The organism is Pilibacter termitis (genome assembly GCF_900167335.1).
Taxonomy (GTDB): domain Bacteria; phylum Bacillota; class Bacilli; order Lactobacillales; family Streptococcaceae; genus Pilibacter; species Pilibacter termitis.
The window spans coordinates 62,709-87,786 of record NZ_FUXI01000004.1 but is presented as its reverse complement, the minus strand read 5'-3'; the positions used below and the strand labels follow the sequence as shown (position 1 = coordinate 87,786).

Genomic DNA, 25,078 nt, shown 5'->3' with positions numbered 1-25,078 from the left:
ATACGCAATATATTTCTATTATACCAAAAAAATCTAAAAATTATTTGACAATTTTTTTCCGATAAGGTAGACTTGTCAACAATAACAAAGAAATAGAGGTCGCAAATGCTAAGAACTCTGCGGAGGGGTGCCGTTGAAACAGATAAGGAGCATTTGCCGAAATACCGAGGTAGACATATTGAGGTATTGGGACAACTGGGAATACTGGTTGGACTCCGCAAGTTTTGCGAGGTGCTATTTTTCGGAAAAGAGCAAAAACGCTCAGAAGAAAAGTAAGCAGCCGTTTGAGTTGCTTTTTTTGTTGCTAAAACAAATAAATTGAAAGACGAGGATTTACAATTGAAGAAAAAAATTTCTACCTTGCTTATGTTCACCTTTTTAGCAAGTATGTTTTCTGCTTTTTCGCTAAGAACAAATGCAGAAGTCGCTACACCAGACGGTGAATTTCGTGTCGGAATGGAGGCTGCGTATGCTCCGTTTAACTGGACACAATACGACAAATCAAATGGAGCCGTTGCTATCCAAGGCGTGAAAGGTCAATACGCAAATGGTTATGACGTACAAGTGGCAAAAGCATTAGCTGAAAGTCTAGGGAAAAAATTGGTCATTGTCAAAACGAGCTGGGACGGATTATTACCTGCTCTTACAAGTGGGAAAATTGATGCGATTATCGCAGGAATGAGTCCTACACCAGAACGTCGTGAACAAATTGATTTTTCAAATGCTTATTACACAAGTTCTCTAGGAGTTATGGTCAATCGCACGGGAAAATTTGCTGATGCAAAAAGTATTGATGATTTTAAAAATGCGAAAATTACCGCTCAACTTGGCACTTTCCATTATGATTTAGTGGAACAGCTCAAAAATGTGGATAAACAGCCTGCAATGAAAGATTTTTCAAGTATGCGTGTGGCACTTCAAAGTGGTGCCATTGACGGCTACGTTGCCGAACGTCCCGAGGGAGTGACAGCGGAAGCTCGCAATCGAGTGTTCAAATTTATTGAATTTCCAAAAGGGAAAGGTTTCACACTCAATCCAGAGGATACAACAACAGCTATTGGTGTACGAAAAGGTGAGAAAGATTTAGAAAAAATCAACGAATATCTTGCTACGTTTACGCTAAAAAAACAGCAAGAACTTATGGATAAAATGATTCACAATCAACCTGAAACAGAATCTAGTGGCACTTGGGTAGACCAATTGAGTGCTATCATAAAAGATAACGGAACACAATTTTTGCGTGGAACAGGTATGACACTGTTTGTTTCTTTAATTAGTACGGTTATCGGTACGATTATCGGTCTTTTAATCGGTGTTTATCGCACGATTCCAACAAGTGAAAACAAATTGGTGAACACTTTGCACAAAATTTTCGGTTGGCTGATTAGTGCGTACATCGAAATTTTCCGTGGTACGCCGATGATTGTGCAGGCAATGGTGCTCTACTACGGAAGTGCCCTTGCGTTTGGCTTGAGCATTGACCGAACACTTGCTGCTCTTATCATTGTTTCTATTAATACAGGAGCTTACATGAGCGAAATCGTTCGTGGTGGGATTTTTGCCGTTGATAATGGACAATTCGAGGCGGCACAAGCAATTGGAATGACACACACTCAAACAATGAGAAAAGTCGTTTTACCGCAAGTTTTGAGAAATATTTTACCAGCAACAGGAAATGAATTTGTTATCAATATCAAAGATACTTCGGTACTTTCAGTTATTTCAGTATCAGAACTATTTTTCCAAGGAACAACCGTTGCACAGCAAAACTTTATGTACTTCCAAACCTTTGCAATCATTTGTGCAATTTACTTTGTCTTGACATTCACGATTACACGCATTTTACGCATTGTGGAAAGAAAAATCGACGGTCCTGACGCATATGTACCAATTTCTAATCAAATGCAAATTGCTGAGGTGAAGAAGGGAGAATAAAGATGACAACTATTTTAGAAATCAATCATTTAAAAAAATCCTTTGGGCAAAATGAAGTGCTAAAGGACATTCATATGAGCGTGAATAAAGGGGAAGTAATCTCCATTATCGGTAGCAGCGGTAGCGGAAAGTCCACTCTTTTGCGTTCTATCAATTTGCTAGAAAAAGCAAATAGTGGTGAAATTTTATACAATGGAAAAAATGTACTAGCAAAAGGTTTTAACGTTCCTGAATACCGTACACATTTAGGTATGGTGTTTCAAAGTTTTAATTTGTTTAACAATATGAACACACTTGAAAACGTCATGGTTGGGCAAACAACCGTTTTGAAAAAAGGAAAGGACGAGGCGAAAAAAATCGCTCTTGAAAACTTGAAAAAAGTTGGTATGGAACAATTTGCCAACGCCCGTCCTGCTCAACTTTCTGGCGGTCAAAAACAACGTGTAGCCATTGCTCGAGCGATTTCAATGAATCCTGACGTTATCCTTTTTGACGAACCGACAAGTGCGTTAGATCCAGAAATGGTCGGTGAAGTTCTTGCCACAATTAAAGCTCTTGCAGAAAGCGGATTGACAATGGTAATCGTCACACATGAAATGGAATTTGCTAGAGAAGTCAGCGACCGTGTCATTTTTATGGACAAAGGTGTAATCGCCGAAGAAGGAAGTCCTGAGCAAATTTTTGGAAATCCTAAAGAAGAAAGAACTCGAGAATTTTTAGCACGATTCTTGAAGGGATAAAATAAGGCTGCCTCTAAAAAAAATCGCATGAAATACGTTTTTAAGAACGTTGATTTTATGCGATTTTTTTACAAGAAATCAGGAATGGGGAAATTTCTTACATCAACCTACATAAAAGGAACGAGAAAATAAAAATTGCTCGTGATTTTTTCGTTGTTATGCCTTACAATAGTCTTACTATTACTTTACACGGAGGACAAAATGGACTGCCACATACACACAAAATTCAGCTACGACTCCTCTTGCGAAATGGAGGAAGTTCTGTTGCAAAACAATCACACGCTCACTTTTACAGATTCCTTAATTTTCGACAATTTAATTGCCGAAGAAGACAGTATTTTGGACGATGAAAAATATAGCCAAGAAATCTTTTCCTTACGTGAAAAATTTCCCGAGCGAAAGATTTACAAAGGGATTGAAATCGGCTATACAAAAGGAAATAGAGAACGAATACAAAATTATCTCACAGATAAATCATTCGATGTCAAACTTCTTTCCATTCGTTCAAATGGAAAACTAGATTTCATGAGTGATGAAATTTTATTTGAAAATGTAAACACCGTCGTCGCAGAATATTTTTCTCTCATGAAACAGGCGATTACTGAAATTGACGGAATAAATGTGCTATCTTCTCTCGATTACGGCTTGAGACGTTTCTCACTAAGCAAGCGTGCTGTTATTTTATTAGTAGAACACGAACTCGAAGAAATTTTCAAACTCATGATTCAACGCAATATCGCCCTAGAATTGAATGCAAAAGGCTGCTTTTTCTACGGTTATCGTTACCTCTACGATTTTGCCGTTACCCTCTATCAAGAGCTTGGCGGAACACTCTTTACTTTTGGTAGCGAGGCAAAAAGAGCAACAGAAGTGGAATTAAATTTTTCACGCTTAATAGAAAACGCAAAAAAAGCTGGCATTCACCATGTCGTTCAATTTGACAAGGGAAAATGTGTGAATTTCAAAATATAAAAAAAGAAAAGCAAACCGTTTTTTTCGATTTGCTTTTTTATTATCTACTTCGTTCCAAATAGTCTATCACCAGCATCTCCAAGACCCGGCACGATATAACCATGTTCATTTAATTTTTCATCTAAACTTGCTGTGTAGATATTCACATCTGGATGTGCTTTTTGTAAGGCTTGCACACCTTCTGGTGCTGCAACAAGACAGACAAATTTAATATTCGTTGCCCCACGTTTTTTCAAACTATCCACCGCCAAAATTGCACTACCACCTGTGGCAAGCATTGGGTCAACGAGGAAAATTTGACGACTTGAAATATCCTCTGGCAATTTCACCAAGTACTCATGCGGTTCAAGCGTTTCTTCGTCACGATACATTCCGATATGCCCAACTTTTGCCGCTGGAATTAATTTCAAAATGCCGTCTACCATACCAATTCCTGCACGCAAAATTGGCACAATCGCTAATTTTTTCCCTGCTAATTGCTTTTGAGTTGTTGTAGTAATCGGTGTTTCAATTTCCACATCTTCAAGTGGTAAATCACGACTCACTTCATAAGCCATAAGCATTCCAATCTCGTCTACAAGCTCGCGGAACACCTTTGTTCCCATATCCTTTCTGCGAAGAATAGATAGCTTGTGTTGAATAAGCGGGTGATTGATAACCTGAAAGTTTGACATAATGAATCTCCTTTGATTTCGCCTTGGCAATTTACCACCAAAACAATTTTCTATATTCTCGAAAACAAGAAGTAGAAACTCCTTAATTTCCCATTCGATTTATTTTAACAAAAATATGTTTTTCTTGCGAGAGTTACAATCGTTTCCATTAAAAATTTAGCAATTCTTTTGCTGTATTGTCGTAAAGCATTACAAAAAAAATCTACGGTTAATAAACCGCAGACCTTTAATTATTCTTCTGTTTTCTCGTCGCTTGCTACTTCTTCAGCAGACTCTTCGGCAACAACTTCATTCGTAGTTTGTGGTTTTATTGTACGAATAGAATTACGATCAAACTCTAAGTAAACTCCTTCGCAATCAAGCGTAATGGTTCCTTTTTCTGTGTTTACTTCATGAAGTAAGCCGTGGAGTCCTCCAATTGTGACAATTTCATCTCCAGCTTTCATGCTGTTGATTTGATTTTGTCTGTCTTGTTGAGCTTGCTTTTGTTTTTTAGAAGAAAAATAAAGCATAACTACCATAACTACTAGCATTATTGGAAGCAATAAATTCATTTTTTATTCACCTTTTCGTTTAGTATAATATACAGTTTAACAAACTATTCCGTCCTTAGCAATCATTTTAAAAAGCTTTTGCATTCTCTTTATTAAATCCATACTCTTCAAAGAATGCTTCGCGAAATTCTAGCAGATTGTCATTCATAATCGCCTCACGCACATTTTTCATTAACTGAATCAAGAAATAAAGATTGTGATAACTTGTCAAGCGTATACCAAAAGTTTCATCGCATTTTATCAAATGACGAATATAAGCACGTGTGTAATTTTTACATACATAGCAATCACATTTTTCATCTAGCGGACGGAAATCTTCCGCAAATTGTGCGTTTTTCACCACTAAACGACCGCTGTGCGTCATGCAAGTTCCGTTTCTTGCAATACGAGTTGGTAAAACACAATCAAACATATCAATCCCTCGGATCACTCCGTCAATCAAAGAATCAGCTGTACCCACACCCATAAGATAACGAGGTTTGTTCTCTGGAAGTAGCGGTGTGGTAAAATCAAGCACTCTGTTCATTTCCTCTTTCGGCTCCCCTACTGAAAGACCACCGATAGAATAGCCCGGAAAATCCATAGAAACCAAATCTCTAGCACTTTGCTTTCTCAAATCCTCAAATCCTGCACCTTGCACAATACCAAAAAGCCCTTGACTTTCAGGATTTTGATGAGCATTCAAACCACGCAATGCCCAACGGCTTGTACGCTCTACTGATTTTTTCACATAATCATAACTTTCATCAAACGGCGGACATTCGTCAAAACTCATCATAATATCACTACCCAAATTGTTTTGAATTTGAATGGCTTTCTCTGGCGAAAGGAAAAGTTTCGCACCGTTTAGGTGATTTCTAAAATGCACACCTTCTTCTTCGATATTTCGCATATCTGAAAGAGAAAAGACTTGGAACCCCCCAGAATCTGTTAAAATCGGCTGATCCCAATTCATAAATTTGTGCAAACCTCCTGCTTTTTTTACCAATTCATCTCCGGGACGCAACCAGAGATGATAGGTGTTAGACAGAATAACCCCTGCACCCATTTCTTTTAATTCTTCTGGACTGATAGTTTTTACCGTTGCTAGAGTCCCAACAGGCATAAACATCGGTGTTGGAAAAGTACCGTGCGGGGTAATAATTTCTCCCAAACGTGCCCCTGTATGTTTTTCCTTTTTAATTAATCTATACTGAATTGCTGACAAAATAAAAAATCCTTTCTTGAAACATTGTTTTTAGAAAATCTTTCCCTATCATAAACGAAAAAAAGAATTTGTTCAAGCAGATATTTCTCCTCCGCTAAAAACTTCGGTTAAGTCAAAACTAGCAATTTGGGATAATCGTAAGTTTTTAGAAGTACCTTTTTTTCTTTACAACTTCAACTCTCATTTATTGCACACAATCCAAAGGCAAAACGATATTTTCGTAAAAAACAGAAGCCAATGTACTAACTGTCACTCCCAACAGGCGAATTCCTCGTTCTACCTCAGCATATTCTTCAAATAGTGCTTTTGCATTGAAATAAATATCTTCTGCTTGATAGATTTCATCTGGCAAAGTGATACGTTTCGTTAAGGTAGAAAAATCTGAGTAGCGAATTTTTAGCGTAACCACTCGACCATGCTTTTTCTTATCTTTCAATGAGGTGCTGACCATTTCTGATAGATGTAACAGTTGCTGTTCTGCTACTTCTAACAAAAAAATGTCTTGTTTATAAGTTCTTTCTTTTCCTACGGATTTTCTTTCTCGAAAATTATTCACGGGGGAGTTATGAATACCACGTGCTTTTCTGTAAAGAGAATACCCCATTTTACCAAACTTTTGCATGAGATCTAATTCGCTTTTTTCAAGCAAATCTCTTCCTAAAAAAACACCCCACTCATTCATTGACTCTCTCGTTTTCTTTCCGACACCATGAAATTTTTCAATCGGTAAGTCGTTTAAAAACGATAACGCATCCTCTGGCGTAATAATCGTCAATCCTGCTGGCTTTTTCCAATCACTTGCGATTTTTGCCAGAAATTTATTGTAACTCACACCTGCACTACACGTTAAATGAAGTTCGTGCCAAATGTCATATTGAATCATTTTAGCAATTTTAACTGCACTTTTACTGCCAATCTTATTTTTTGTCACATCTAAATAAGCCTCGTCAATGCTCATCGGCTCAACTAAATCTGTATAACGAGCGAAAATTTCTCTTACTTTTTTAGATACTTCAACATATTTTGCATAATTACCCGAAATGAATACTGCTTTTGGGCATAATTCGTAGGCTTTTTTCGCACTCATCGCAGAATGAATCCCGTAGGTTCGAGCGATATAATTGCACGTAGAGACTACTCCTCGACCTCCAGTTTCTCGTGGATGTCTGGCGATTACTACGGGGAGATTTTGCAAACGAGGATCGTCTCGCATCTCAACACTTGCAAAAAAAGCATCCATATCAATATGCACTATTTTTCTCGAAGTATCATTTTTCAATGGAAAAAAATGCTCACTCATTTTACTCACCTATGCGATTTTCTTTAATTCATGACATTCTCTATCTGTTATTGGCAAAATTGTTACATTGCTTGTTGGACATTTTCTCTTAGATTTTAAATCGAAATTTGTAAACATCCCTAAAATACTCAAAACGAATACTACTCCAAAAGAAAGAAATCCAATTACCATGAAAATCAACATCATCATATCTACAAACATCACAATCACACCTTTCTTTTCTTCAACTAAACGAACTTATGAAATCATTTTATTACTCTTTTTGAAAAAAGTCAACACTTTTGTTTGACTTTTTTTTCAAAAAGAGTAGAATGTTAACTGTAAAGGCATCTCAAAAAATCCGTTTAATCCAAAACTAGTAATTTTGGGTAACTGTGAGTTTTTAGAGGTACCCTAAACATGAACGGAGGGGTTATATGACTGAAAGTAAGCAATTTTTTGCAGAAAATTTAAATCGCTTGATGAATGAACAGCAGTTAAGCCGAAAAGATCTGGCAAATTCCTTGAATATTCCTTACACCACGCTCACAAATTGGGCAAAAGGTGCACGTCAGCCAAAAATAGAAATGATGGAAACAATCGCCGAGTTCTTTCACATTTCTTTATCACAATTACTTGAAAAACAAGATAAAGATACTGAATTGTTGCTTTCTGTCTTTCACCAGTTAAATGAAAACCATAGGCATGCCGTGATTAATTTTACCCAAAATGAGTTAATCACGCAAAAGAAAAATCAACATAAAATACTTCCATTGGAACCGAAAATTCCAATGGTGGAAATGGATTATTATGGTTCAGTATCTGCTGGAGTGGGTTTGTATCTTGGCGAGGAAAACAAAGAGTCTATCGAAGTGCCTGAAGAGGACGTGCCGAGTAATGCTGATTTTGTGCTTAGTATTCATGGAGATTCAATGGAGCCGGATTATCACGATGGTGAGATTCTTTATATCAAAAAGCAAGAAACAATTTTCAACGGTACACTAGGAATTTTTATTTTAAATGGTGAAGGATTTTTCAAGCGTATTTGGTTTAAAAAAAATCATGCTATATTAGAGAGCTTAAATGACGAATATGATGATTTAATCGTAACCGAGGATGACCATTTTGTCATCGTTGGGAAAGTGTTAAATTAGCCGTTAAAACACAAAAATGAGGCTAGATCAACCTAGCCTCATTTTCTTAAAACGTCTTGATATTCTGCATTTTTTTCAAATTGAGTACGAGCATAAGGGCAAAGTGGTAAAACCTCGTACTCTTCTTTGCGTGCATACTCAACCAATTGCCTAACAAGCTCTTTGGCAAAGTTATCCTGTCGATATTCTGGGTCAACAAAGGTGTGGTCGACAATCATCACCGTACCTGCTAATGCCCACGTAATTTCACCTACTTCATTTCCTTCGTCATTAACAAGTGTAATTTGTTCGTCTTCTAGTCTAAATTCCACGATCTCCACCCCCATTCCCTCTCCAACCTAACGCCGAATATATTTCAAAGCACCTGTTGGGCAAGTGTCTACCACCTTGATATTTTCTAGCACTTCACCATTGTCTGCAATTACCCACGGTCTACGTCCTACTTCAAAAACTTCTGGATTGCCTTTTACGCAATTGCCAATATGCCCACAAATATCTTTTGCATAATAAATATCCATATTTTGCCCTTGATATTTACGATACCCTAATGCTAACAATTCGCTTTCTGTCACTGTCTTACCGTTAATTTTTCCATTATCCATTTTGACAACTTCCTTTCCACGAACACTCTTTGTTATTCTCTACAAAACTATTTTTTTTACTCACGTCATTTCTTTTTTTCCTACTTTTATTCTAACAACCACACCATTTTTTTTCAATTTAAACTACTCGAAAGCCTAGTGTAATTTCTTTTCTTCTCTAAAACTAAAATATTGATTATCCCCTATGATAAGATGATCAAGCAAAGGAATACCAATCATTCGCCCTGACTCTTCGATTTTTTTTGTGATGTTTTCGTCATTTTTCGACGGCGTTGCATCTCCGCTTGGGTGATTATGAACAAGGATAATACTCGCAGCTGAACATCTCACTGCCTCTCGGTAAATTTCACGTGGATGAGCAATGGATTGGTTAAGTGTTCCAATAAAAAGGGTTTGTCTCCGAATGACAAAATTTTGTGTGTTGAGAAAAATAACAATTAAATTTTCCTGTGTCAAGCTATGCAATTCTTCCATTAAGTCTAATGCCAATTCATAACTTGAAGTTATCCTTTTTCCAACTTCTTGTCTGGAAAGCTGTATTCTCTTGCCTAATTCAATCATTGCTCGAATTTGACTTGCTTTTACACTTCCAACACCTGAAATTTCCTTCAAACTTTCTAAACTTTCTTGTCGTAATTCATAAAGCGATTCATAACGGTCTAAAATCCTTTGTGAAAGATGAAAAACATTTTCTTTCGGTGTGCCTACTCGTAAAATAAGAGATAGTAGCTCTGCATTCGATAGCACTTTTTCTCCATATTTTTCCAATCTTTCTCTTGGTAACATATCTTGCGTATCCTCTTTGATAATATACTCCATTGGCTCATTCTCCTTTTCTAATCCGAAATGCAGGGGTTGGGTCGCTGTTCGCAGTGCCGCTCGAAACTTGCGTTTTGATGCTAGTCTTTCAAGAATCTTTGATTCTTAGAAAGACTGTATGCGAAACGAAGTGTAGCAGCAAGTAAACGGCACGGCTCACTGCGACAAAACCCTGAACGCCCCGCTACGCTTTTCTCTGTCTAGCTACGAGGGGCTGAAGTTTGGCAACTGTTCACAATGTCGCTTGAAGCTACGCTTCAAGTAAATAAACGACATGGTTCACTGTTGCAAACTTCAAAACGCCCCGCTCGCTTTTCTTTTCACTATTAATATACGCAAAAAAAGGTCGATTGCTCAGACCTTTTCCATTTTTATTAAAAATTTCCTTACTTGGCTAATAAAATAAAGCGAACCTGTCACAAGGAATACCTCGTCCTCTCGCATTTTCTCTAAAATTTCGGCTAAACCAAATTGCCAAACAGAGACAAAGTCTACTCTTTTTTCTTTATCTAAATCATGAAAATCTTTCAATTCAATCGCTTGCGGATAGTCAAATGTAGTCAAGTATAGATGAGCGTTCTCAAGTGTTAAAAGTTGCTCAAGCATTTGTGTGACGTCTTTTGTTTGCAAAGCAGAGAACAGGATATTCACCCTTTTTTCCGGAAATTCACGCTGAACATTTTCAACCAAACGTTTCATTGCATGAGGATTGTGTGCTCCGTCCAAAATAATCAGAGGGTGTTCATGAATTTTTTCCATTCTTCCCGCCCAAAAAGCTGCTTTTAAACCGGATAAAATAACTTCCTCAGAGAGAGAAAAACATTTAATTTCAGCGTATTTTCGTGCAAGTGTCAGTGCCATTGCCGCATTTTCCGTCTGATGTTGACCAAGCATGGAAATCGTTGCGTGATACAATGAAAATTTTCCTGAAAAATAATCAAATGTTTCACCCCAACTAGCCGTAGTTTCATCGTATCGAATAGAATATTCTCTACCAAATCGAATCAATTCAGCCTGCTCTTTGCGTGCCACACCTTCAATGACACTAAGTGCCGTAGTACCAATATTCCCCGTCACTAACGGAACGTTTTTCTTGATAATCCCAGCTTTTTGCTCGGCAATTTCAATAAGACTATCGCCTAAAATATCTTGGTGATCTAAACCAATCGTTGTAATTCCTGTCAAAACAGGTGCAATCACGTTTGTTGAGTCCAGCAATCCTCCTAAGCCCACCTCAACAATCACAACATCTACATTTTCTCTGGCAAAATAGAGAAACGCAAGTGCTGTAATAATCTCAAACTCTGTAATACCTGATAATTCCTCGTTTTCATCCATAGTTTCAACGAAAGGACGAATTTCTTCTACATATTCAATTAATTTTTGATTCTCAATACCTACTCCATTGATACTCATGCGTTCGTTAAAATGCTCGATATAAGGGCTTGTAAAAGTTGCCACACGAAGTCCTTGCTTTTGCAAAATAGACCGTAAAAACGCAACCGTAGAGCCTTTTCCATTCGTTCCTGCAATATGAATCATGGAAAGCTGCTTTTCTGGATTGCCCAATCGCTCAAGCAACGCCTCTACACGCACTAAACCGGGTCTACTTCCAAATTTTTTTCTGCTGTGAATCCATGAAAGTGTTTCTTCTATTTTCAATTTTTTCTCCAATCAAACCATTGGTTTAAGACAATTTTTCTTTGACTAGCATATTTACTTTTCCACCGTCAGCTACACCTTTTACTTTTGGCATAACAAGTGCCATTACTTTCCCAAAGTCAGCTTTTGAGGTTGCTCCAGTTTGTTGAATTGCCTCATCCACGATGTTTGCCACTTCTTCATCACTTAACTGTTTTGGCAAATATTCTTCTACTACTGCGATTTCAACGGTCACCTTTTCAATCAAATCTTCACGATTTGCTTTGGTAAATTCTTCCAACGAATCACGACGTTGTTTCATTTCACGCGAAAGAATCGTAAGTTCTTCCTCATCATTTAACTCATGCCCTAACTTGATTTCTTCGTTTTGAAATGCAGCTCTAAGCATACGAATGACCTGCAATCTTTCTTTTTCCTTTGCTTTCATTGCAAGTTTCATATCTTCTGTTAGTTTTTCTTTTACTGTCATTTTCTTTCTCCTTTGTTTTTATGTTTTTTATTGAATGAGTTCCTACACATTATTTTAACAAAAAAGCCCAAGTCATGTCGACCTAGGCTCTCATAATTACCATTTTTTACGCTTACGCGCTGCTTCTGATTTTTTCTTACGTTTTACAGATGGTTTTTCGTAAAATTCACGTTTACGTGATTCTTGCAAAGTACCAGCTTTAGAAACGGAACGTTTGAAACGACGAAGAGCGTCATCAAGAGATTCATTCTTGCGAACAACTGTTTTTGACATAAAAAATTCCCTCCCTCCGAGCTTAACGTAACCGTTATTGAAAGTTGCCTTTCGATAATGTCCATTTTCTAGTTTAACAAAGGAAAACTCTTTCGTCAATTAAAAGCTTATACTTTTTTCAATTTTTTCCAAAAAACTTCCGTTTCCCCTTTTTCCATCGCCATAATAAACTTCTGGCGAACATCAGGATAGCTTGTTGAAAGCTGAGTGACCACGTGTTTTATTTCTTCACGTTTTGTATGTTTGTCAACAGGACAAGGATTTTGAATGACTGGAAGTCCTTGACGTTTGACAAATTGAATAATATCACCTTCCGCCACATAAACCATTGGACGAATAAGCGAAATATCCGTTTTAGAAAGATAACTAATCGGGTCAAAACTTCCCATTTGACCGTGGAAAAAGAAATTCATAAAATGCGTTTCAATCGCATCATCTAAATGATGACCAAGTGCCACCTTAGAACAACCTAGCTCCTTTGCTCTGGAGTAGAGAATGCCACGTCGCAACTTGGCACAAAGAGAGCATGGTGAGCGTTCTTTGCGAATGTCAAAGACGACTTCCATGATATTGGTTGGCACAATTTCTAGCGTATAACCTAGGTTTTCTACAAATTCTTTCATCGGTGTAATGTCAACGGGAAGCCCCATATCTAAGCAAATTGGCACAATCTCAAAATCAAACCCTAATCGTTTGTGACGTTTCAGCTCATCTAGGAAAAACAAAAGACTTGTCGAATCTTTCCCACCACTCATACCAATCGCCACCTTCTCATTTGGGCGAATCATTTCATAGTTTAAAATTGCTTTTCTAATTGGATTGAAATATCTTGCATTGTCTTTATAGCTTAATTTTATCTCATTCATTTCCACTTCCACCTTTTTTTCAATAAAGAATCGCACTCCAGCAAAAAAGACTGAGATAAAACTCTACACACATTCTTAAAACCGATAGTAAATAACGAAGTCACTACGGTATTGCATGAAGATTTGCGGAGTTTCATTCCAGTCTTACTTTGTGTTCTTTTGATTAAAAAATCAAATCATAAATTTCCATTGCGACAATATCAATATCATCAAATGTTGAAACAAAACCAGTTTTTGTTTCTTTTAGCGTAAAGATTTTTTCTTCGCTATCAAAAATCACTTCCGCTTTCAAATCGCCTTCATGCTCAAAGCGACGTGTTTGAACAGTTCCTTCCTCTGTTTCCATCATTGCCTCAAGGCGATTGATGATTGCTACTAAGTTTGATTTCATTTGTTCGTCTCCTTTGTTTAACTCTACGAGGGGCAAAATTTAAACACTACTCGCCCATCTTGGATTTTCCCAAGCCGTAATCAGCTTATTTAGTATTACCAAAATTTCTCTCCACTATACTCTTTAAGGGAACACTAAGTATAATAGTTTTCTTATCCTCTCTATTGTAGCAAAAAAAACATATTGTTGCAGTCAAAAAGGGATATTTTTTATTGTTCTCTCTAAAAACTTCGTTTTAGACAAAATTGGATTGCTTTTAGAAAAGAAGAAAGCTCGTCTTTCTTAGTCATTCCACCATAATTTTATCAATGCTTGCGTTCCTTCATTTTCAAAACCTTTCTCTGCCAGAGTTTCATAAAGTTGTTTGGCAAGAGTCGTTGCTGGTAGGTCAATCTCCATTTTTTCAGCCTCATTCAAAGCAATGCCTAAATCTTTGATGAAATGTTTCACGAAAAAACCCGGCGAGTAGTCTTCACGCAATATTCTCGGTGCGTAATTATTCATCGACCATGTATAAGCTCCGCCGCCAGACAAAGTTTTGATAACTTTTTCTAAATCAAGCCCTGCTTTTTCTGCATAAACGAGCAATTCCACAAGCGAGGTCATCGTACCTGCCACACCAATCTGATTTGCCGCTTTCGTATGCTGACCACTTCCAGCTTTTCCTTGATATTCCACCGTTTTACCGACGATTTCAAAAAGTGGGCGAATGGTTTCAAAAATCTCCTCTTCGCCACCTGCCATAATCGTAAGCGTTGCATTTTTCGCCCCAATATCGCCACCACTCACTGGAGCATCCAGACTATTCGCACCAAGCGTTTTTGCCTGTTCAAAAATTTTCACCGCAAGAGCAGGTTCACTTGTCGTAAAATCAACAACGGTTTTTCCTGCAATATTTTTTGCATGAAATATCCCGTTTTCACCAAAGTAAATTTCCTCCACATCAGCAGGATAGCCGACCATGCTAAAGACGACTTCTGCATTTTCAGCTACTTCTTTTGGCGTTGCGTAATAAATTGCTCCTTGTGCAACCAATTCGTCTGTTTTTGATTTCGTGCGATTGTAAATATGCAAACAATGTCCCGCACACATCAAGTTTTTCACCATGGAACTTCCCATTACACCTGTGCCGATAAATCCTAAATTCATCACTTTCCCTCATTTCTTTGATTATCCCTCTTCGTATCGTTTTGGAATAGGAATTTTAGCTTTTATTTTTTGAAGGGTACTAATTCGCTCTTTTTCACGAATTTCCTTAGAATAGTTTACCAAAATATCCAAGTAAAATTCATAAACCGATTGACCAAAATTTTCAGCGGAAATCTCGTAAAGTTTATTTTCCAAAATCTCCCAATTTGTCGGGATATTTTTTTCTATATATTCAAGTGCTACGGGAGCAAATTTTTCATCACCCAAAAACGTAACGCCAAGAGAGTCATCATTCAGTAATTCATCAAGATAAGCATTTCCTTGAGCAATCACTTTCGTGCCACTTGCAACTGCCTCTGCATACGTCAAACCTTGCGATTCACTTGTCGAAGCAGAACAAAAATAATCCGCTGCCTTATAATAGACGCTCACATTTTCATTTGGCACTTCGCCTGTAAAAACAACACTCTCGGACAAACCTAATTCTTCCGCCAAACTCATCAACGTCTCACGATAAGGTCCTTCGCCTACCACAACCATTTTCGTTTTCGGCAGTTTTTCATGGATTTTCTGAAAACCGTTAATCAACGTCTGAATATTTTTCTCAAAACTCACTCGACTAAGCGAGAGGAACATCCGTTCTTCTTCTTTCACACCAAGCGATTGTCTAAGATTTTTTATATCTTCTTCTGTAATGTCATCACGCAAGAAATTTTCAACGTGAATCCCTGTCGGAATATTACGCATATACGGCAATAAATCCATATCTTTCAACCATCTACGCATTCGCTCACTCGGGCAAATAATACCATCCATATCATCCAACACCCATTTGCAATAACGCTTTACAGCAGGTCGCTTAATCAATTTTCCATTGGCAATATAAATCAAATAATCCTCATACATCGTATGAAACGTATGCACAACAGGAATTTTCATTTTCTTTGCGACCATTTTCCCTAAAATGCCCGCCCCAAACTCGGTATGTGTATGAATCAAATCCAAATCCAACTCACGTGCAAGTTTTGTCGCATCATGCAACCCACGAATGATAATCCGCCTATCCTCATAATTGACAAATGGAATACTTGGCAAACGAACAATATCCACGTCATCTTCTGGATTCGCATTCGGATTGGTGGTCGTGAAAACATAAACATGATGCCCCAGTTTTTCAAGTTCCTCCTTTAGCGTGCGAATACTTGTTACAACCCCATTCACTTGCGGCAAATAGGTTTCAGTAAACATTCCGATTTTCATTTGACTCTCCCTTTGGTTCTATTTATTTTAATTTCTAATTATCATTATACAATTTTCTGCACAGTTTCGATAGTCAAAGACTTTCTATAGCATTACTTCATGTTTTTCTTGATAAAACTTATAAACTGCACCCCCCACGTCTCCCCTTGACCACCAACATTCAAGGGCAATAAAAAAGCATGAAACACTCAAAACTTGATATAATTAAAGTACCAAACTATAACGATCAAGGAGTGTTCATGCCATGAATATTATAACACGAAACAACCAAGAAAAGTCATTTATTCAACATTCAATTGCCAAAAGTTTTCAGCGGTTTGAATTCGAAAATATTGCTTGTTTGTCTACTTAGTAGAAAGTATTTTTTCTGGGAAATCAACACACGGTGACTTATTTTATTTGATGGTCGATGAATTGTCTGACCTCTCTTTCTTAGTGGCGTTCAAGCAACTTATCGAACTGTTCCAAAAAATATCTGCCGATAAATTTGTCTTAGATGACGAAACATTAAATAACATTATTAGTAAATTTCTCAACCAACTTCCAAAAAATTATCAAAGCGTATTTTGAACGTTGGTTGAGTGAGTTTTTTCTTTGGTTGATGTTGTTGTAGCAAGGGGGAGGGTGGCAGTTCAAATTTTAGTCTATTACCATTATCTCAAATTTAAATGCTTAAATCTATAAAAAATGAATCGAGTAAAGTTGAAAAGCTAAATAACTTTTCGCCCTCTCTCATCGTACATGCCGTTCAGTATACAACAGTAGGTCTATGTAAAAAGCAACCGTGCAGGTCAACGTGTCATGGCAAATTCCATTAAGCATTTGGAGGGAGCGTTGAAATAACCGTTAATCGTGAAAAGAGTGCAGTAGGGAGTCCGCTAAGGAGAAAATTATTAGGACTTTTCCTACTCGCAACTAAAAAAGAGTCAAAGTTCGACCACATCAGCAAGCAAAAAACACAATAAAGCAGAAAGTCAAGAAAATTACCAAGCGAAATCGCAGAAGAAGTCTTGAGGTTTTGTTTAAAGAAATCTCTCAACTTATGAATGGGTGGATAAATTACTATGGAATAAGTGAAATGAAAGGTTTCATGAATGAACTCAATGGTTGTCTGAAACGAAGGATAAGGCAATATATCTGGAAACAATGGGTACTTCCACGAACCAAAAGAAAGAACCTTACCTCATTAGTAATCGAAAAAAACTTATGAGTGCTCAAACACAAGAAAAGATTACTGGAAAATATCCAGTAGTCCAATCCTTCATAGAGCTTTAACAGATGTGTTACTCGCAAGACGAGGAGTAATGAATCTCTCAGCGAAGTATCAAAAAGTACGGTGGTATAAGAGAGGCGGAAACTCATTTGTCTTTTCCCTCTACTCAGTTTGGTAACCTCAACAGCAGACAAGCTCTATTTACTTGCATGAAAAGTGAAAGTGCGATAAAATTTATAGTGGAATTAGCACTTTAGAGTTAAGAGTGCTAAAAATAAAAAAACTAAAGAATATGGAGGGATAAACAGTGATTCAACCATTAGGAAATCGTGTTGTGCTAGAAGTAGCGAAAGAAGAGGAAAAAACAGTAGGCGGACTTGTTTTGGCAAGTGCTGCACAAGAAAAACCGCAAATTGCCACTGTTGTTGCAGTTGGAAGTGGTCTTGTGCTAGAAAACGGTGAAAAATTAACACCTGAAGTAGCAGTAGGGGATAAAGTGCTATTTGAAAAATACGCAGGTGTCGAAGTAAAACTTGATAATAAAGAGTATCTTGTTGTAAAAGAGAGCGATATTATCGGGAAATTAGCATAAAACAAGTCTTTTAGACAACTAAACATAAAAAATAAGGAGACAAACCAACATGTCAAAAGAAATCAAATTTTCATCAGACGCACGTGCTGCTATGGTGCGTGGGGTAGATATTTTAGCAGATACAGTAAAAGTAACGCTTGGGCCAAAAGGGCGTAATGTTGTCTTAGAAAAATCTTTTGGATCACCGCTGATTACGAACGACGGTGTAACAATTGCTAAAGAAATCGAATTGGAAGACCATTTTGAAAATATGGGTGCAAAACTTGTTTCAGAAGTTGCAAGCAAGACAAATGATATTGCTGGTGACGGAACGACAACGGCAACTGTTTTGACTCAAGCGATTGTGCGTGAAGGGTTGAAGAACGTTACAGCAGGAGCGAACCCGCTTGGTATTCGCCGTGGAATTGAGCTTGCGACAAAAGTGGCAGTAGAAGAATTGCATAGCATTTCTGTTCCAGTAACAAGTAAAGAAGCGATTGCTCAAGTAGCAGCAGTTTCAAGTCGTAGCGAACTTGTAGGGCAATATATTTCAGATGCAATGGAACGTGTCGGTAATGACGGCGTAATCACGATTGAAGAATCAAAAGGAATGGAAACAGAACTTGACGTGGTGGAAGGAATGCAATTTGACCGTGGCTACCTTTCTCAATATATGGTTACTGACACAGAAAAAATGGAAGCGACACTTGACAATCCATATATTTTGATTACAGATAAGAAAATCTCAAATATTCAAGATGTTTTGCCATTGTTGGAACAAATTTTACAACAATCTCGCCCGTTATTGATTATTGCTGATGACGTAGACGGTGAGGCGTTGCCTACTCTTGTGCTAAATAAAATTCGTGGGACATTTAATGTTGTTGCAGTGAAAGCTCCCGGTTTTGGCGACCGCAGAAAAGCAATGCTTGAGGACATTGCGATTTTGACAGGTGGAACGGTAATTACTGAAGAATTAGGTCTTGACTTGAAAGAGGCAACCATGGATATGCTTGGTGTTGCTGGAAAAGTAGTTGTCAATAAAGACACTACAACCATTGTAGAAGGATCTGGAGCAACGGAAAATCTTGAAGCTCGCATTAATGTGATTAAAGCACAAATTGCTGAAACGACAAGTGATTTTGACCGTGATAAATTGCAAGAGCGTTTGGCAAAACTCTCAGGCGGTGTGGCAGTTGTCAAAGTTGGTGCAGCAACAGAAACAGAATTGAAAGAAATGAAATTGCGTATTGAAGATGCACTGAATGCAACTCGTGCGGCAGTTGAAGAAGGAATCGTCTCAGGTGGTGGTACAGCACTTGTCAATATTTCTAAAAAAGTAGCAGAAATTGAAGCGGAAGGTGACGTAGCAACAGGTGTAAGTATTGTTCTTCGTGCATTGGAAGAACCTGTTCGCCTTATTGCTGAAAACGCAGGATATGAAGGTTCTGTGATTGTTGAACGCTTGAAAAAATCTGAAGCCGGAGTTGGTTTTAACGCTGCAACAGGTGAGTGGGAAGATATGATTGCAACAGGAATTGTAGACCCTGCTAAAGTAACACGTTCAGCTCTGCAAAATGCAACAAGCGTAGCTGCTTTAATCTTGACAACAGAAGCGGTTGTAGCTGACAAACCAGAGCCTAAAGCACCAGAAATGCCAGCAGGCATGGGTGGCGGAATGCCGGGAATGATGTAAGAATTGAAATAATAGATTTTGAGCCTCTTTTGAGGCTTTTTTTTTAGAATTTGTTTGGCATTAAACTGTTCTGCCCCACTCCCTCTCATTCAACAAAAAAAAAGCCACGTCTCACAAAAAGACAATAGCTTCTTTACAATCCCCTTATCCTCGCAAACGCCCCTCACTCAAATGATACCGCCTGTCGCAAATAGAAAGTGTTGTTTCTCTGTGCGAAATTAGCAAAACTGTTTTGTTTTGTGCGAGTTTTTTTATGGTTTTTAAAATCATTTGTTCGTTGAGATAATCGAGATTGCTCGTTGGTTCGTCAAGTAAAACGAAATCGCCACCATGTAGAAACAGTCTCGCAAGCCCAATTCTTTGACGTTCGCCCTCTGAAATTTCACGAGTTCCTGCACCAATGCGTGTCTCATATTTTTCTGGCAACTCCTCAATCCATTGGTGAATTGCTGCCATTTTTGCAGCATTCTCAATTTCTTCGTCACTCGCCTCTAAGCCAAGTGAAATATTTTCAGCAATCGTTCCTTTAAAAAGAAAACTTGATTGAGCCATGACGCTTTCTAATTGGTGCAATTCTCGTTCGCTCAACTGTGTAATAGATTGTCCGTTGAGCAAAATCTCTCCATTTTCCACATCCCAATATCGCATCAAAAGTTTTACAAGCGTACTTTTTCCGCTACCACTTTCGCCACCTATTCCAATAATCTCCCCTTTTTTTACCTCCAAATTCAAATTTTGGAGAGTTTTCGTTTCTCCAAAAGAAAAATTGAGAGAATGGAGTTGTAAGTTTTGGAGTTTTATTTTCTCATTCGTTTCCTTTTCCAAAAAGACGACAGTTGGTTTTTCTTGTGATAATTGATACAATCGTTTGGCACTGGCAAGCGTTCCTAATAACGCATTCCCCAAGCCAGAAAGAGCAAAGAGAGGACCGAACGAACTTAAAGACATAATCGTCGTCAAAATCGTGGTTTGAACACTATTTTGGCTGAAATGATTTGCCAATAACACGAAAAGAGTAGTCAATAAAAACACACCGTCACTCAAAATTTGGATTTGACTTTGTTGAGCGAGTTTTATTTTGTATTGCTCGTTCATTTTTTCGCTAGATTGCTTGAGCTGATTGATTTTCTTCTCTTGTAGTCTCATCTGGCGAATATCCCTCAAACTTCGCATCATTTCAACGATTAATTGATTGACTTTGGCAAAATTTTCTTGGTACCCCTCGCCAATTTTTTTATATTGCAAGTAACTTCTCCATGGAATCAACACACCAACAATTAGTTGCCCAAAAGCAACAATTAACGCAATGGTTACGCTCATTTTCACTAGAAAAATGAAGGTTATCACTACTGTTGCACTCGCAATTAAGACAGGGGAAATGGTATGTGCGAAAAAAACTTCCAATGCCTCAACGTCATTTGTAATCATTGTAATCAAATCTCCACTATTTTTCCCTGCAATTCTTGCCACACCAAGTTTGCGGAGCGTGCGAAAAATGTTCGAGCGAATAATTGCCAAAAGCGAAAATGCGATGTCGTGATTGAGATACTGTTCACAATATCTCGCTACTCCACGAAGAACCCCTAAACCTATCAAAAGAAAAATATCACTAAATTGAAACTCTCTTGTGCCATGGAATATTTCAAACAAATACCATGCACCTGAAACAGAAATCGCTACAACCGATAAATTGCTAATCACTCCAAAGATTACCGCTAGTAACATTTTGAGTTTTAGCGAACGCACAAAACTCAAAAGCCAAAATAAAACTGCTACTTCTTTCATCGTTCACCTCCATTGAACAACGCTTGTTCACTTGTGAAATAACTTTGAAAATATCCCGTTTCTTCCATTAATTCCTTAGGATTTCCCTGCTGAGATAGGCGACCATTTTCACACACAAACACTTTATCCGCCTCTAGGACATTGTAAAGGCGATGTGAAATAAATAGTACAAGTTTTTCTTTTGCTAATTTTTGTATGACTTCCACGATAATTTTTTCACTTTCCAAATCAATGCCAGAAGTAATTTCGTCAAACGCATAAAAACTCGCATTCGCAAGCAATGCCCTCGCCAAAATCAAGCGTTGTCTTTGTCCGCCAGAGAGATTGCTCGCATTTTCATAAAGAACTTCCTCTAACTGATTGGGCAAATTTTTGACAAATTCTTTCAAATTCACTTGCTCCAATGTCGACCAGATTTCTTCCTCGCTCGCCATAGCATTTGCAAATAGAAGATTTTCTTTGATTGAACCAGCGTAAAGATATTGCTGATTGTTGACATAGCAGGCTTTTTCATTGATAAATTTCTCACTTAAAACATTTAGTTCCACATCATTCCACTGAAGTTTTCCTTGGTAATTGGGCAATTGAGCTGTGAGAATTTTCGCAATCGTACTTTTCCCAGAACCCGAAGAACCAATTATCGCATGGAATTTTCCACGTTCTAATTGACATGAAATCCCCTCAAGAGAATAGTTGTTCGCATTTTCCTCATAAGAAAAATGAAGATTTTCAAGTGTTATTTTGCTCAATTCTTCCTCAAAAGTCGCCTTACCAAACGAATACTCTGGCAATTCCAGATAGCTGAACAACTCACTCGTTGCACTGATACCATTCATTGCCACGTGAAAAAGTGAGCCAAGTTGTCGCATAGGGATAAACATTTCAGCACTTAGCAAAATGAACACGAGTAAACCGAAAAGGCTTATTTCGTTTTGAGCAAATCCCCTAAGTGCCAGACCAATCGAAAGCCCTGCACCGCTGTAAGAAATAATGTCCATTACCGTAATGGAGTTTAACTGCATGGATAACAAGGACATCGTTGCTTTTCTGAATTTTTCCGCATCTGTCTCCATTTCCACTTGCTTTCTCTCGTCTTGCTCAAAAGCCTTTAACACCGCTAATCCTTGCAAATTTTCATGAAATTTTTCTCCAAGGCTAGTGTACTCATGCCAGTATTTTCCCAAAATCTTCTTTGCCACTCTCATCACAAGCATTATCACTATCGGAATGAGAGGGATACCAATTAACAGCACAATTGCTATTTTCCATGAAAAACAAGCAAGCACTGCAAATAAAAGTAGGGAGGCGAAAAGGCAATAGAATAGCTGTGGCAAAAATCGTGCGTAATAAATTTCTAATTGCTCCACCCCTTCGACTGCTAATTGCGAAAGTTTTGCAGGTGAAAATTGCGGATGTTCGCCTAAACGAAAGGATTTTCGCAAGACGGAGGAGCGAAATTTCACTCTCAGCTCGTCTGATGAATGAAGGGTGAGTTGTTCCATTTTTTTCGTTAAAACCATTCTGACAACAAAAAGTGTAACTATCCACAAAGTAAACAACACGACTTTGTTTAATTTGCCAAATTGAAAATAATGCGTTAGCTCAAAAGCAATCGTTAGCCATAAGGCAAGAGAGGTTAATAATTGCACAATCTTCAGCAGAACAAGAAAAACTAATGCTTTTGTATTCAGCATTTTCAATAAACGACGATCGATCATAACTCCTCCAACTCCTTATTTTTCCGAGTGATTTTTCCTTTTTTGAAATATCTTGTGAGCAAAATAACGTGTAAAACGTAAAGAATCGCTAAGCTAATTCGCATGAGCAAATTGTTCACAAGAACAGCTGGAATTAAAAACACAAGAAAAATCGTTAGAAATATCCTTATCAAGCTCTTGTTGTCGATTTTCTTTTCAATTAAGAGTGTTTTCACATAGTGCTGATAATACTTTGAGTGAATGAATTTTTCATGCAATTTCTCTGAACTTCTCATCAAAAGAAATGCCGTCAATAAATAAAATGGCACTGTTGGCAAAAAAGGCAAAACAATCCCGATTGTACCGATGAGAAAACTTATTCCTCCTAGAAAAATGAATAGTATTTTTTTCATTTTGTTCTCCTTTATTTTGTTCTAGCTACGAGTGAACGCCCCGCTCGCTTTTCTTTGTCTAGCTACGTGGGGCTGAAGTCGGGCAACTGCTCTCAATGTCGTTCGCAACTTCGTTGCGAATAAATAAACGACATGGTTCGCTGTTGCAGACTTCATAACGCCCCACTACGCTTTTCTTTGTCTAGCTACGAGGGGCAGGAGTTGGGTCACTGTTCGCAATGCCACCTGAAACTTTGTTTCAGGCAAGTAAATGGCATGGCTCACTGTGACAAACTCCTGAACGCCCCGTTCGCTTTTCTTTGTCTAGCTACGTGGGGCTGAAGTCTGGCAACTTCTCTCAATGTCGTTCGCAACTTCGTTGCGAATAAATAAACGACATGGTTCGCTGTTGCAGACTTCATAACGCCCCACTACGCTTTTCTTTTGTTGTAAGTACCTTTTTATTATATCATAACTTCTTCTAAATGAGAATGATTCTCAATGAAAAAATCTAAAAAACAAAGCAAAAAGCCTAAGATATACTGATAGATTTCATTATATCCTAGACTTTTTATAGTAGCGAATTATCCAAAATAATCCAAGCCCATTGCACGTTTTACGTCACTTAATGTTTGAGCTGCGACTTGTTGAGCTTTTTGGCTTCCCGCTTTCAAAATGCGTTCCACTTCACCTAAATCTTTGGCGAGTTCTAGCCTTTTTTCACGAATTGGACGAAGTTCTTCTTCTAAAACTTCTAGTAAATAGCGTTTCGTTTTCACATCGCCAAGCCCGCCACGCTGATAATGCTCTTTCATCGCCTGAATTTCCTCAGCGTGTTTTTCTGTACCGAAAACATCCAGATAATGAAACACCATATTCCCCTCGATTTTCCCTGCATCTTCAATGCGAATATGATCTGGGTCAGTATACATACTCATCACTTTTTGACGAACGGTGTCAAAATCATCTGCTAGATAAATACCGTTATTCAGCGACTTGCTCATTTTTGCATTCCCGTCCAACCCCGGAAGTCTACCTGATTTTTCATTTTCTGGGTAAATACCGTCTGGCTCAACTAAAACATCCGTATTATATGCGTTATTAAAACTTCGCACAATTTCCCTTGTTTGTTCAATCATTGGTTTTTGGTCTGCTCCTACTGGCACCAAATCCGCTTTAAACGCTGTAATATCACTCGCTTGGCTAACTGGGTAAACAAAAAATCCCGCAGGTACGCCCTCACCAAACCCTTTTTGGTCTATTTCTGTTTTAACGGTTGGATTTCTATGGAGCCTTGCAACAGAAACAAGATTCATATAATACATCGTAAGCTCCGCCAATTCTGGAATTTGCGATTGAATGAAAATCGTTGTTTTCTCAGGATTTAAACCTGCCGCCAAATAATCAAGTGTCACTTCCGTTACACTTTGGCGAATTTTTTCTGGTTCACGTGCATGATCGGTCAACGCTTGCTGATCGGCAATCATCACGAACATTTCATAATCCCCTGCGTTTTGCATTAAAACTCTGTTTTTTAAACTCCCTACATAATGCCCAATATGTAATTTTCCTGTTGGACGATCACCTGTTAGTACGATTTTTTTGCTTGTCATATTTTTCCTCCTCAAATTGATTTTTTAGAAATCCCCATAAAAAGAAACCCTTGAACATCAAAATACATGCTCAAGGGTAAAATTTACGGTGCCACCTTTTCGTTT

Annotated in this window: 29 protein-coding genes and 1 riboswitch; of the genes, 8 read left to right on the top strand and 21 right to left on the bottom strand. The window is 37.9% G+C overall.

From position 1 onward, the window contains the following. Nucleotides 1-85: 85 nt before the first annotated feature. Nucleotides 86-245, top strand: a riboswitch (Lysine riboswitch). Between the two features lie 142 nt (nucleotides 246-387). The 3 genes from B5D30_RS02600 (at nucleotide 388) to B5D30_RS02590 (ending at nucleotide 3,647) form a co-directional block, all read left to right on the top strand. Continuing rightward, on the top strand, nucleotides 388-1,935 hold the full coding sequence (locus B5D30_RS02600; RefSeq protein WP_234984608.1) for an ABC transporter substrate-binding protein/permease: 1,548 nt from the start codon (nucleotides 388-390) through the stop codon (nucleotides 1,933-1,935). A gap of 2 nt (nucleotides 1,936-1,937) precedes the next feature. Then, nucleotides 1,938-2,675 carry an amino acid ABC transporter ATP-binding protein gene (locus tag B5D30_RS02595; RefSeq protein ID WP_078806478.1) on the top strand — a complete coding sequence of 246 codons (738 nt, stop codon included), beginning with the start codon at nucleotides 1,938-1,940 and terminating at the stop codon, nucleotides 2,673-2,675. 201 nt (nucleotides 2,676-2,876) lie between these two features. Further along, entirely contained in the window at nucleotides 2,877-3,647 is a 771-nt protein-coding gene (locus B5D30_RS02590) for a PHP domain-containing protein (protein ID WP_144399455.1), read from the top strand. A gap of 44 nt (nucleotides 3,648-3,691) precedes the next feature. Here B5D30_RS02590 and upp read toward each other — a convergent pair whose 3' ends face one another. The 5 genes from upp to B5D30_RS02565 all read right to left on the bottom strand — a co-directional run bounded on the left by upp (nucleotide 3,692) and on the right by B5D30_RS02565 (nucleotide 7,586). Next, nucleotides 3,692-4,321, bottom strand: a complete 630-nt coding sequence (gene upp / locus B5D30_RS02585; protein ID WP_078806476.1) for a uracil phosphoribosyltransferase — start codon at nucleotides 4,319-4,321, stop codon at nucleotides 3,692-3,694. 230 nt (nucleotides 4,322-4,551) lie between these two features. Beyond that, a complete protein-coding gene (yajC, locus tag B5D30_RS02580; RefSeq protein ID WP_078806475.1) occupies nucleotides 4,552-4,875 on the bottom strand; it encodes a preprotein translocase subunit YajC in 324 nt (107 codons plus the stop codon). Nucleotides 4,876-4,942: 67 nt separating this feature from the next. Continuing rightward, the gene (gene tgt / locus B5D30_RS02575; RefSeq protein WP_234984602.1) at nucleotides 4,943-6,082 is read right to left on the bottom strand and encodes a tRNA guanosine(34) transglycosylase Tgt; all 1,140 of its coding nucleotides are present in this window, start codon (nucleotides 6,080-6,082) and stop codon (nucleotides 4,943-4,945) included. A gap of 184 nt (nucleotides 6,083-6,266) precedes the next feature. Next, nucleotides 6,267-7,382, bottom strand: coding sequence for a DNA polymerase IV (dinB, locus tag B5D30_RS02570; RefSeq protein WP_078806473.1), 1,116 nt, complete (start codon nucleotides 7,380-7,382; stop codon nucleotides 6,267-6,269). A gap of 9 nt (nucleotides 7,383-7,391) precedes the next feature. Next, complete coding sequence (locus B5D30_RS02565) at nucleotides 7,392-7,586, bottom strand: hypothetical protein (RefSeq protein WP_144399454.1); 195 nt, start codon at nucleotides 7,584-7,586, stop codon at nucleotides 7,392-7,394. Between the two features lie 212 nt (nucleotides 7,587-7,798). On the opposite strand from B5D30_RS02565, the gene B5D30_RS02560 reads away from it, so the two are divergent. Then, nucleotides 7,799-8,515 carry a helix-turn-helix domain-containing protein gene (locus B5D30_RS02560; protein WP_078806471.1) on the top strand — a complete coding sequence of 239 codons (717 nt, stop codon included), beginning with the start codon at nucleotides 7,799-7,801 and terminating at the stop codon, nucleotides 8,513-8,515. Nucleotides 8,516-8,553: 38 nt separating this feature from the next. Here the strand turns inward: B5D30_RS02560 and B5D30_RS02555 are convergent, their stop codons facing one another. The 10 genes from B5D30_RS02555 to B5D30_RS02510 form a co-directional block, all read right to left on the bottom strand. Continuing rightward, nucleotides 8,554-8,826, bottom strand: coding sequence for a GNAT family N-acetyltransferase (locus tag B5D30_RS02555; protein ID WP_078806520.1), 273 nt, complete (start codon nucleotides 8,824-8,826; stop codon nucleotides 8,554-8,556). Nucleotides 8,827-8,853: 27 nt separating this feature from the next. Then, a complete protein-coding gene (locus tag B5D30_RS02550) occupies nucleotides 8,854-9,117 on the bottom strand; it encodes a (4Fe-4S)-binding protein (RefSeq protein ID WP_078806470.1) in 264 nt (87 codons plus the stop codon). Nucleotides 9,118-9,252: 135 nt separating this feature from the next. Then, the gene (gene radC / locus B5D30_RS02545; RefSeq protein WP_078806469.1) at nucleotides 9,253-9,936 is read right to left on the bottom strand and encodes a RadC family protein; all 684 of its coding nucleotides are present in this window, start codon (nucleotides 9,934-9,936) and stop codon (nucleotides 9,253-9,255) included. 354 nt (nucleotides 9,937-10,290) lie between these two features. Beyond that, nucleotides 10,291-11,598, bottom strand: a complete 1,308-nt coding sequence (locus tag B5D30_RS02540) for a bifunctional folylpolyglutamate synthase/dihydrofolate synthase (RefSeq protein WP_078806468.1) — start codon at nucleotides 11,596-11,598, stop codon at nucleotides 10,291-10,293. A 25-nt stretch (nucleotides 11,599-11,623) separates the two neighbouring features. Further along, nucleotides 11,624-12,067 (bottom strand): GatB/YqeY domain-containing protein, encoded by a 444-nt coding sequence (locus B5D30_RS02535; RefSeq protein ID WP_078806467.1) that lies wholly within the window; start codon nucleotides 12,065-12,067, stop codon nucleotides 11,624-11,626. A gap of 96 nt (nucleotides 12,068-12,163) precedes the next feature. Then, a complete protein-coding gene (gene rpsU / locus B5D30_RS02530; RefSeq protein ID WP_078806466.1) occupies nucleotides 12,164-12,340 on the bottom strand; it encodes a 30S ribosomal protein S21 in 177 nt (58 codons plus the stop codon). 107 nt (nucleotides 12,341-12,447) lie between these two features. Next, nucleotides 12,448-13,206, bottom strand: coding sequence for a tRNA 2-thiocytidine biosynthesis TtcA family protein (locus B5D30_RS02525; protein ID WP_078806465.1), 759 nt, complete (start codon nucleotides 13,204-13,206; stop codon nucleotides 12,448-12,450). Nucleotides 13,207-13,369: 163 nt separating this feature from the next. After that, entirely contained in the window at nucleotides 13,370-13,597 is a 228-nt protein-coding gene (locus B5D30_RS02520; RefSeq protein WP_078806464.1) for a YkuJ family protein, read from the bottom strand. Between the two features lie 282 nt (nucleotides 13,598-13,879). Then, nucleotides 13,880-14,746 carry an NAD(P)-dependent oxidoreductase gene (locus B5D30_RS02515; RefSeq protein WP_078806463.1) on the bottom strand — a complete coding sequence of 289 codons (867 nt, stop codon included), beginning with the start codon at nucleotides 14,744-14,746 and terminating at the stop codon, nucleotides 13,880-13,882. 21 nt (nucleotides 14,747-14,767) lie between these two features. Further along, a complete protein-coding gene (locus tag B5D30_RS02510; protein ID WP_078806462.1) occupies nucleotides 14,768-16,006 on the bottom strand; it encodes a glycosyltransferase family 4 protein in 1,239 nt (412 codons plus the stop codon). A gap of 336 nt (nucleotides 16,007-16,342) precedes the next feature. On the opposite strand from B5D30_RS02510, the gene B5D30_RS13090 reads away from it, so the two are divergent. From B5D30_RS13090 to groL, 4 genes are all read left to right on the top strand, one after another. Continuing rightward, nucleotides 16,343-16,576 (top strand): hypothetical protein, encoded by a 234-nt coding sequence (locus tag B5D30_RS13090; RefSeq protein ID WP_144399453.1) that lies wholly within the window; start codon nucleotides 16,343-16,345, stop codon nucleotides 16,574-16,576. 391 nt (nucleotides 16,577-16,967) lie between these two features. After that, the gene (locus tag B5D30_RS14045; RefSeq protein WP_327442530.1) at nucleotides 16,968-17,216 is read left to right on the top strand and encodes a group II intron maturase-specific domain-containing protein; all 249 of its coding nucleotides are present in this window, start codon (nucleotides 16,968-16,970) and stop codon (nucleotides 17,214-17,216) included. Nucleotides 17,217-17,526: 310 nt separating this feature from the next. After that, nucleotides 17,527-17,811 (top strand): co-chaperone GroES, encoded by a 285-nt coding sequence (groES, locus tag B5D30_RS02500; protein WP_078806461.1) that lies wholly within the window; start codon nucleotides 17,527-17,529, stop codon nucleotides 17,809-17,811. A 49-nt stretch (nucleotides 17,812-17,860) separates the two neighbouring features. Then, entirely contained in the window at nucleotides 17,861-19,486 is a 1,626-nt protein-coding gene (gene groL / locus B5D30_RS02495) for a chaperonin GroEL (RefSeq protein ID WP_078806460.1), read from the top strand. A 144-nt stretch (nucleotides 19,487-19,630) separates the two neighbouring features. On the opposite strand, the gene B5D30_RS02490 is transcribed toward groL, so the two are convergent. From B5D30_RS02490 to trpS, 6 genes are all read right to left on the bottom strand, one after another. Next, nucleotides 19,631-21,271: an amino acid ABC transporter ATP-binding/permease protein gene (locus B5D30_RS02490; protein ID WP_078806459.1), complete on the bottom strand. Its 1,641-nt coding sequence runs from the start codon at nucleotides 21,269-21,271 to the stop codon at nucleotides 19,631-19,633. Beyond that, a complete protein-coding gene (locus B5D30_RS02485; RefSeq protein ID WP_078806458.1) occupies nucleotides 21,268-22,989 on the bottom strand; it encodes an ABC transporter ATP-binding protein/permease in 1,722 nt (573 codons plus the stop codon). Before B5D30_RS02485 ends, B5D30_RS02490 begins: the two co-directional genes overlap by 4 nt. Continuing rightward, nucleotides 22,986-23,381, bottom strand: coding sequence for a YbaN family protein (locus B5D30_RS02480; protein WP_078806457.1), 396 nt, complete (start codon nucleotides 23,379-23,381; stop codon nucleotides 22,986-22,988). Before B5D30_RS02480 ends, B5D30_RS02485 begins: the two co-directional genes overlap by 4 nt. A gap of 21 nt (nucleotides 23,382-23,402) precedes the next feature. Next, nucleotides 23,403-23,537: a hypothetical protein gene (locus B5D30_RS14220; RefSeq protein WP_268802091.1), complete on the bottom strand. Its 135-nt coding sequence runs from the start codon at nucleotides 23,535-23,537 to the stop codon at nucleotides 23,403-23,405. A 104-nt stretch (nucleotides 23,538-23,641) separates the two neighbouring features. Further along, nucleotides 23,642-23,782 carry a hypothetical protein gene (locus tag B5D30_RS13440; RefSeq protein WP_159443175.1) on the bottom strand — a complete coding sequence of 47 codons (141 nt, stop codon included), beginning with the start codon at nucleotides 23,780-23,782 and terminating at the stop codon, nucleotides 23,642-23,644. Between the two features lie 162 nt (nucleotides 23,783-23,944). Beyond that, nucleotides 23,945-24,973, bottom strand: a complete 1,029-nt coding sequence (gene trpS / locus B5D30_RS02475; RefSeq protein WP_078806456.1) for a tryptophan--tRNA ligase — start codon at nucleotides 24,971-24,973, stop codon at nucleotides 23,945-23,947. Nucleotides 24,974-25,078 lie beyond the last annotated feature (105 nt).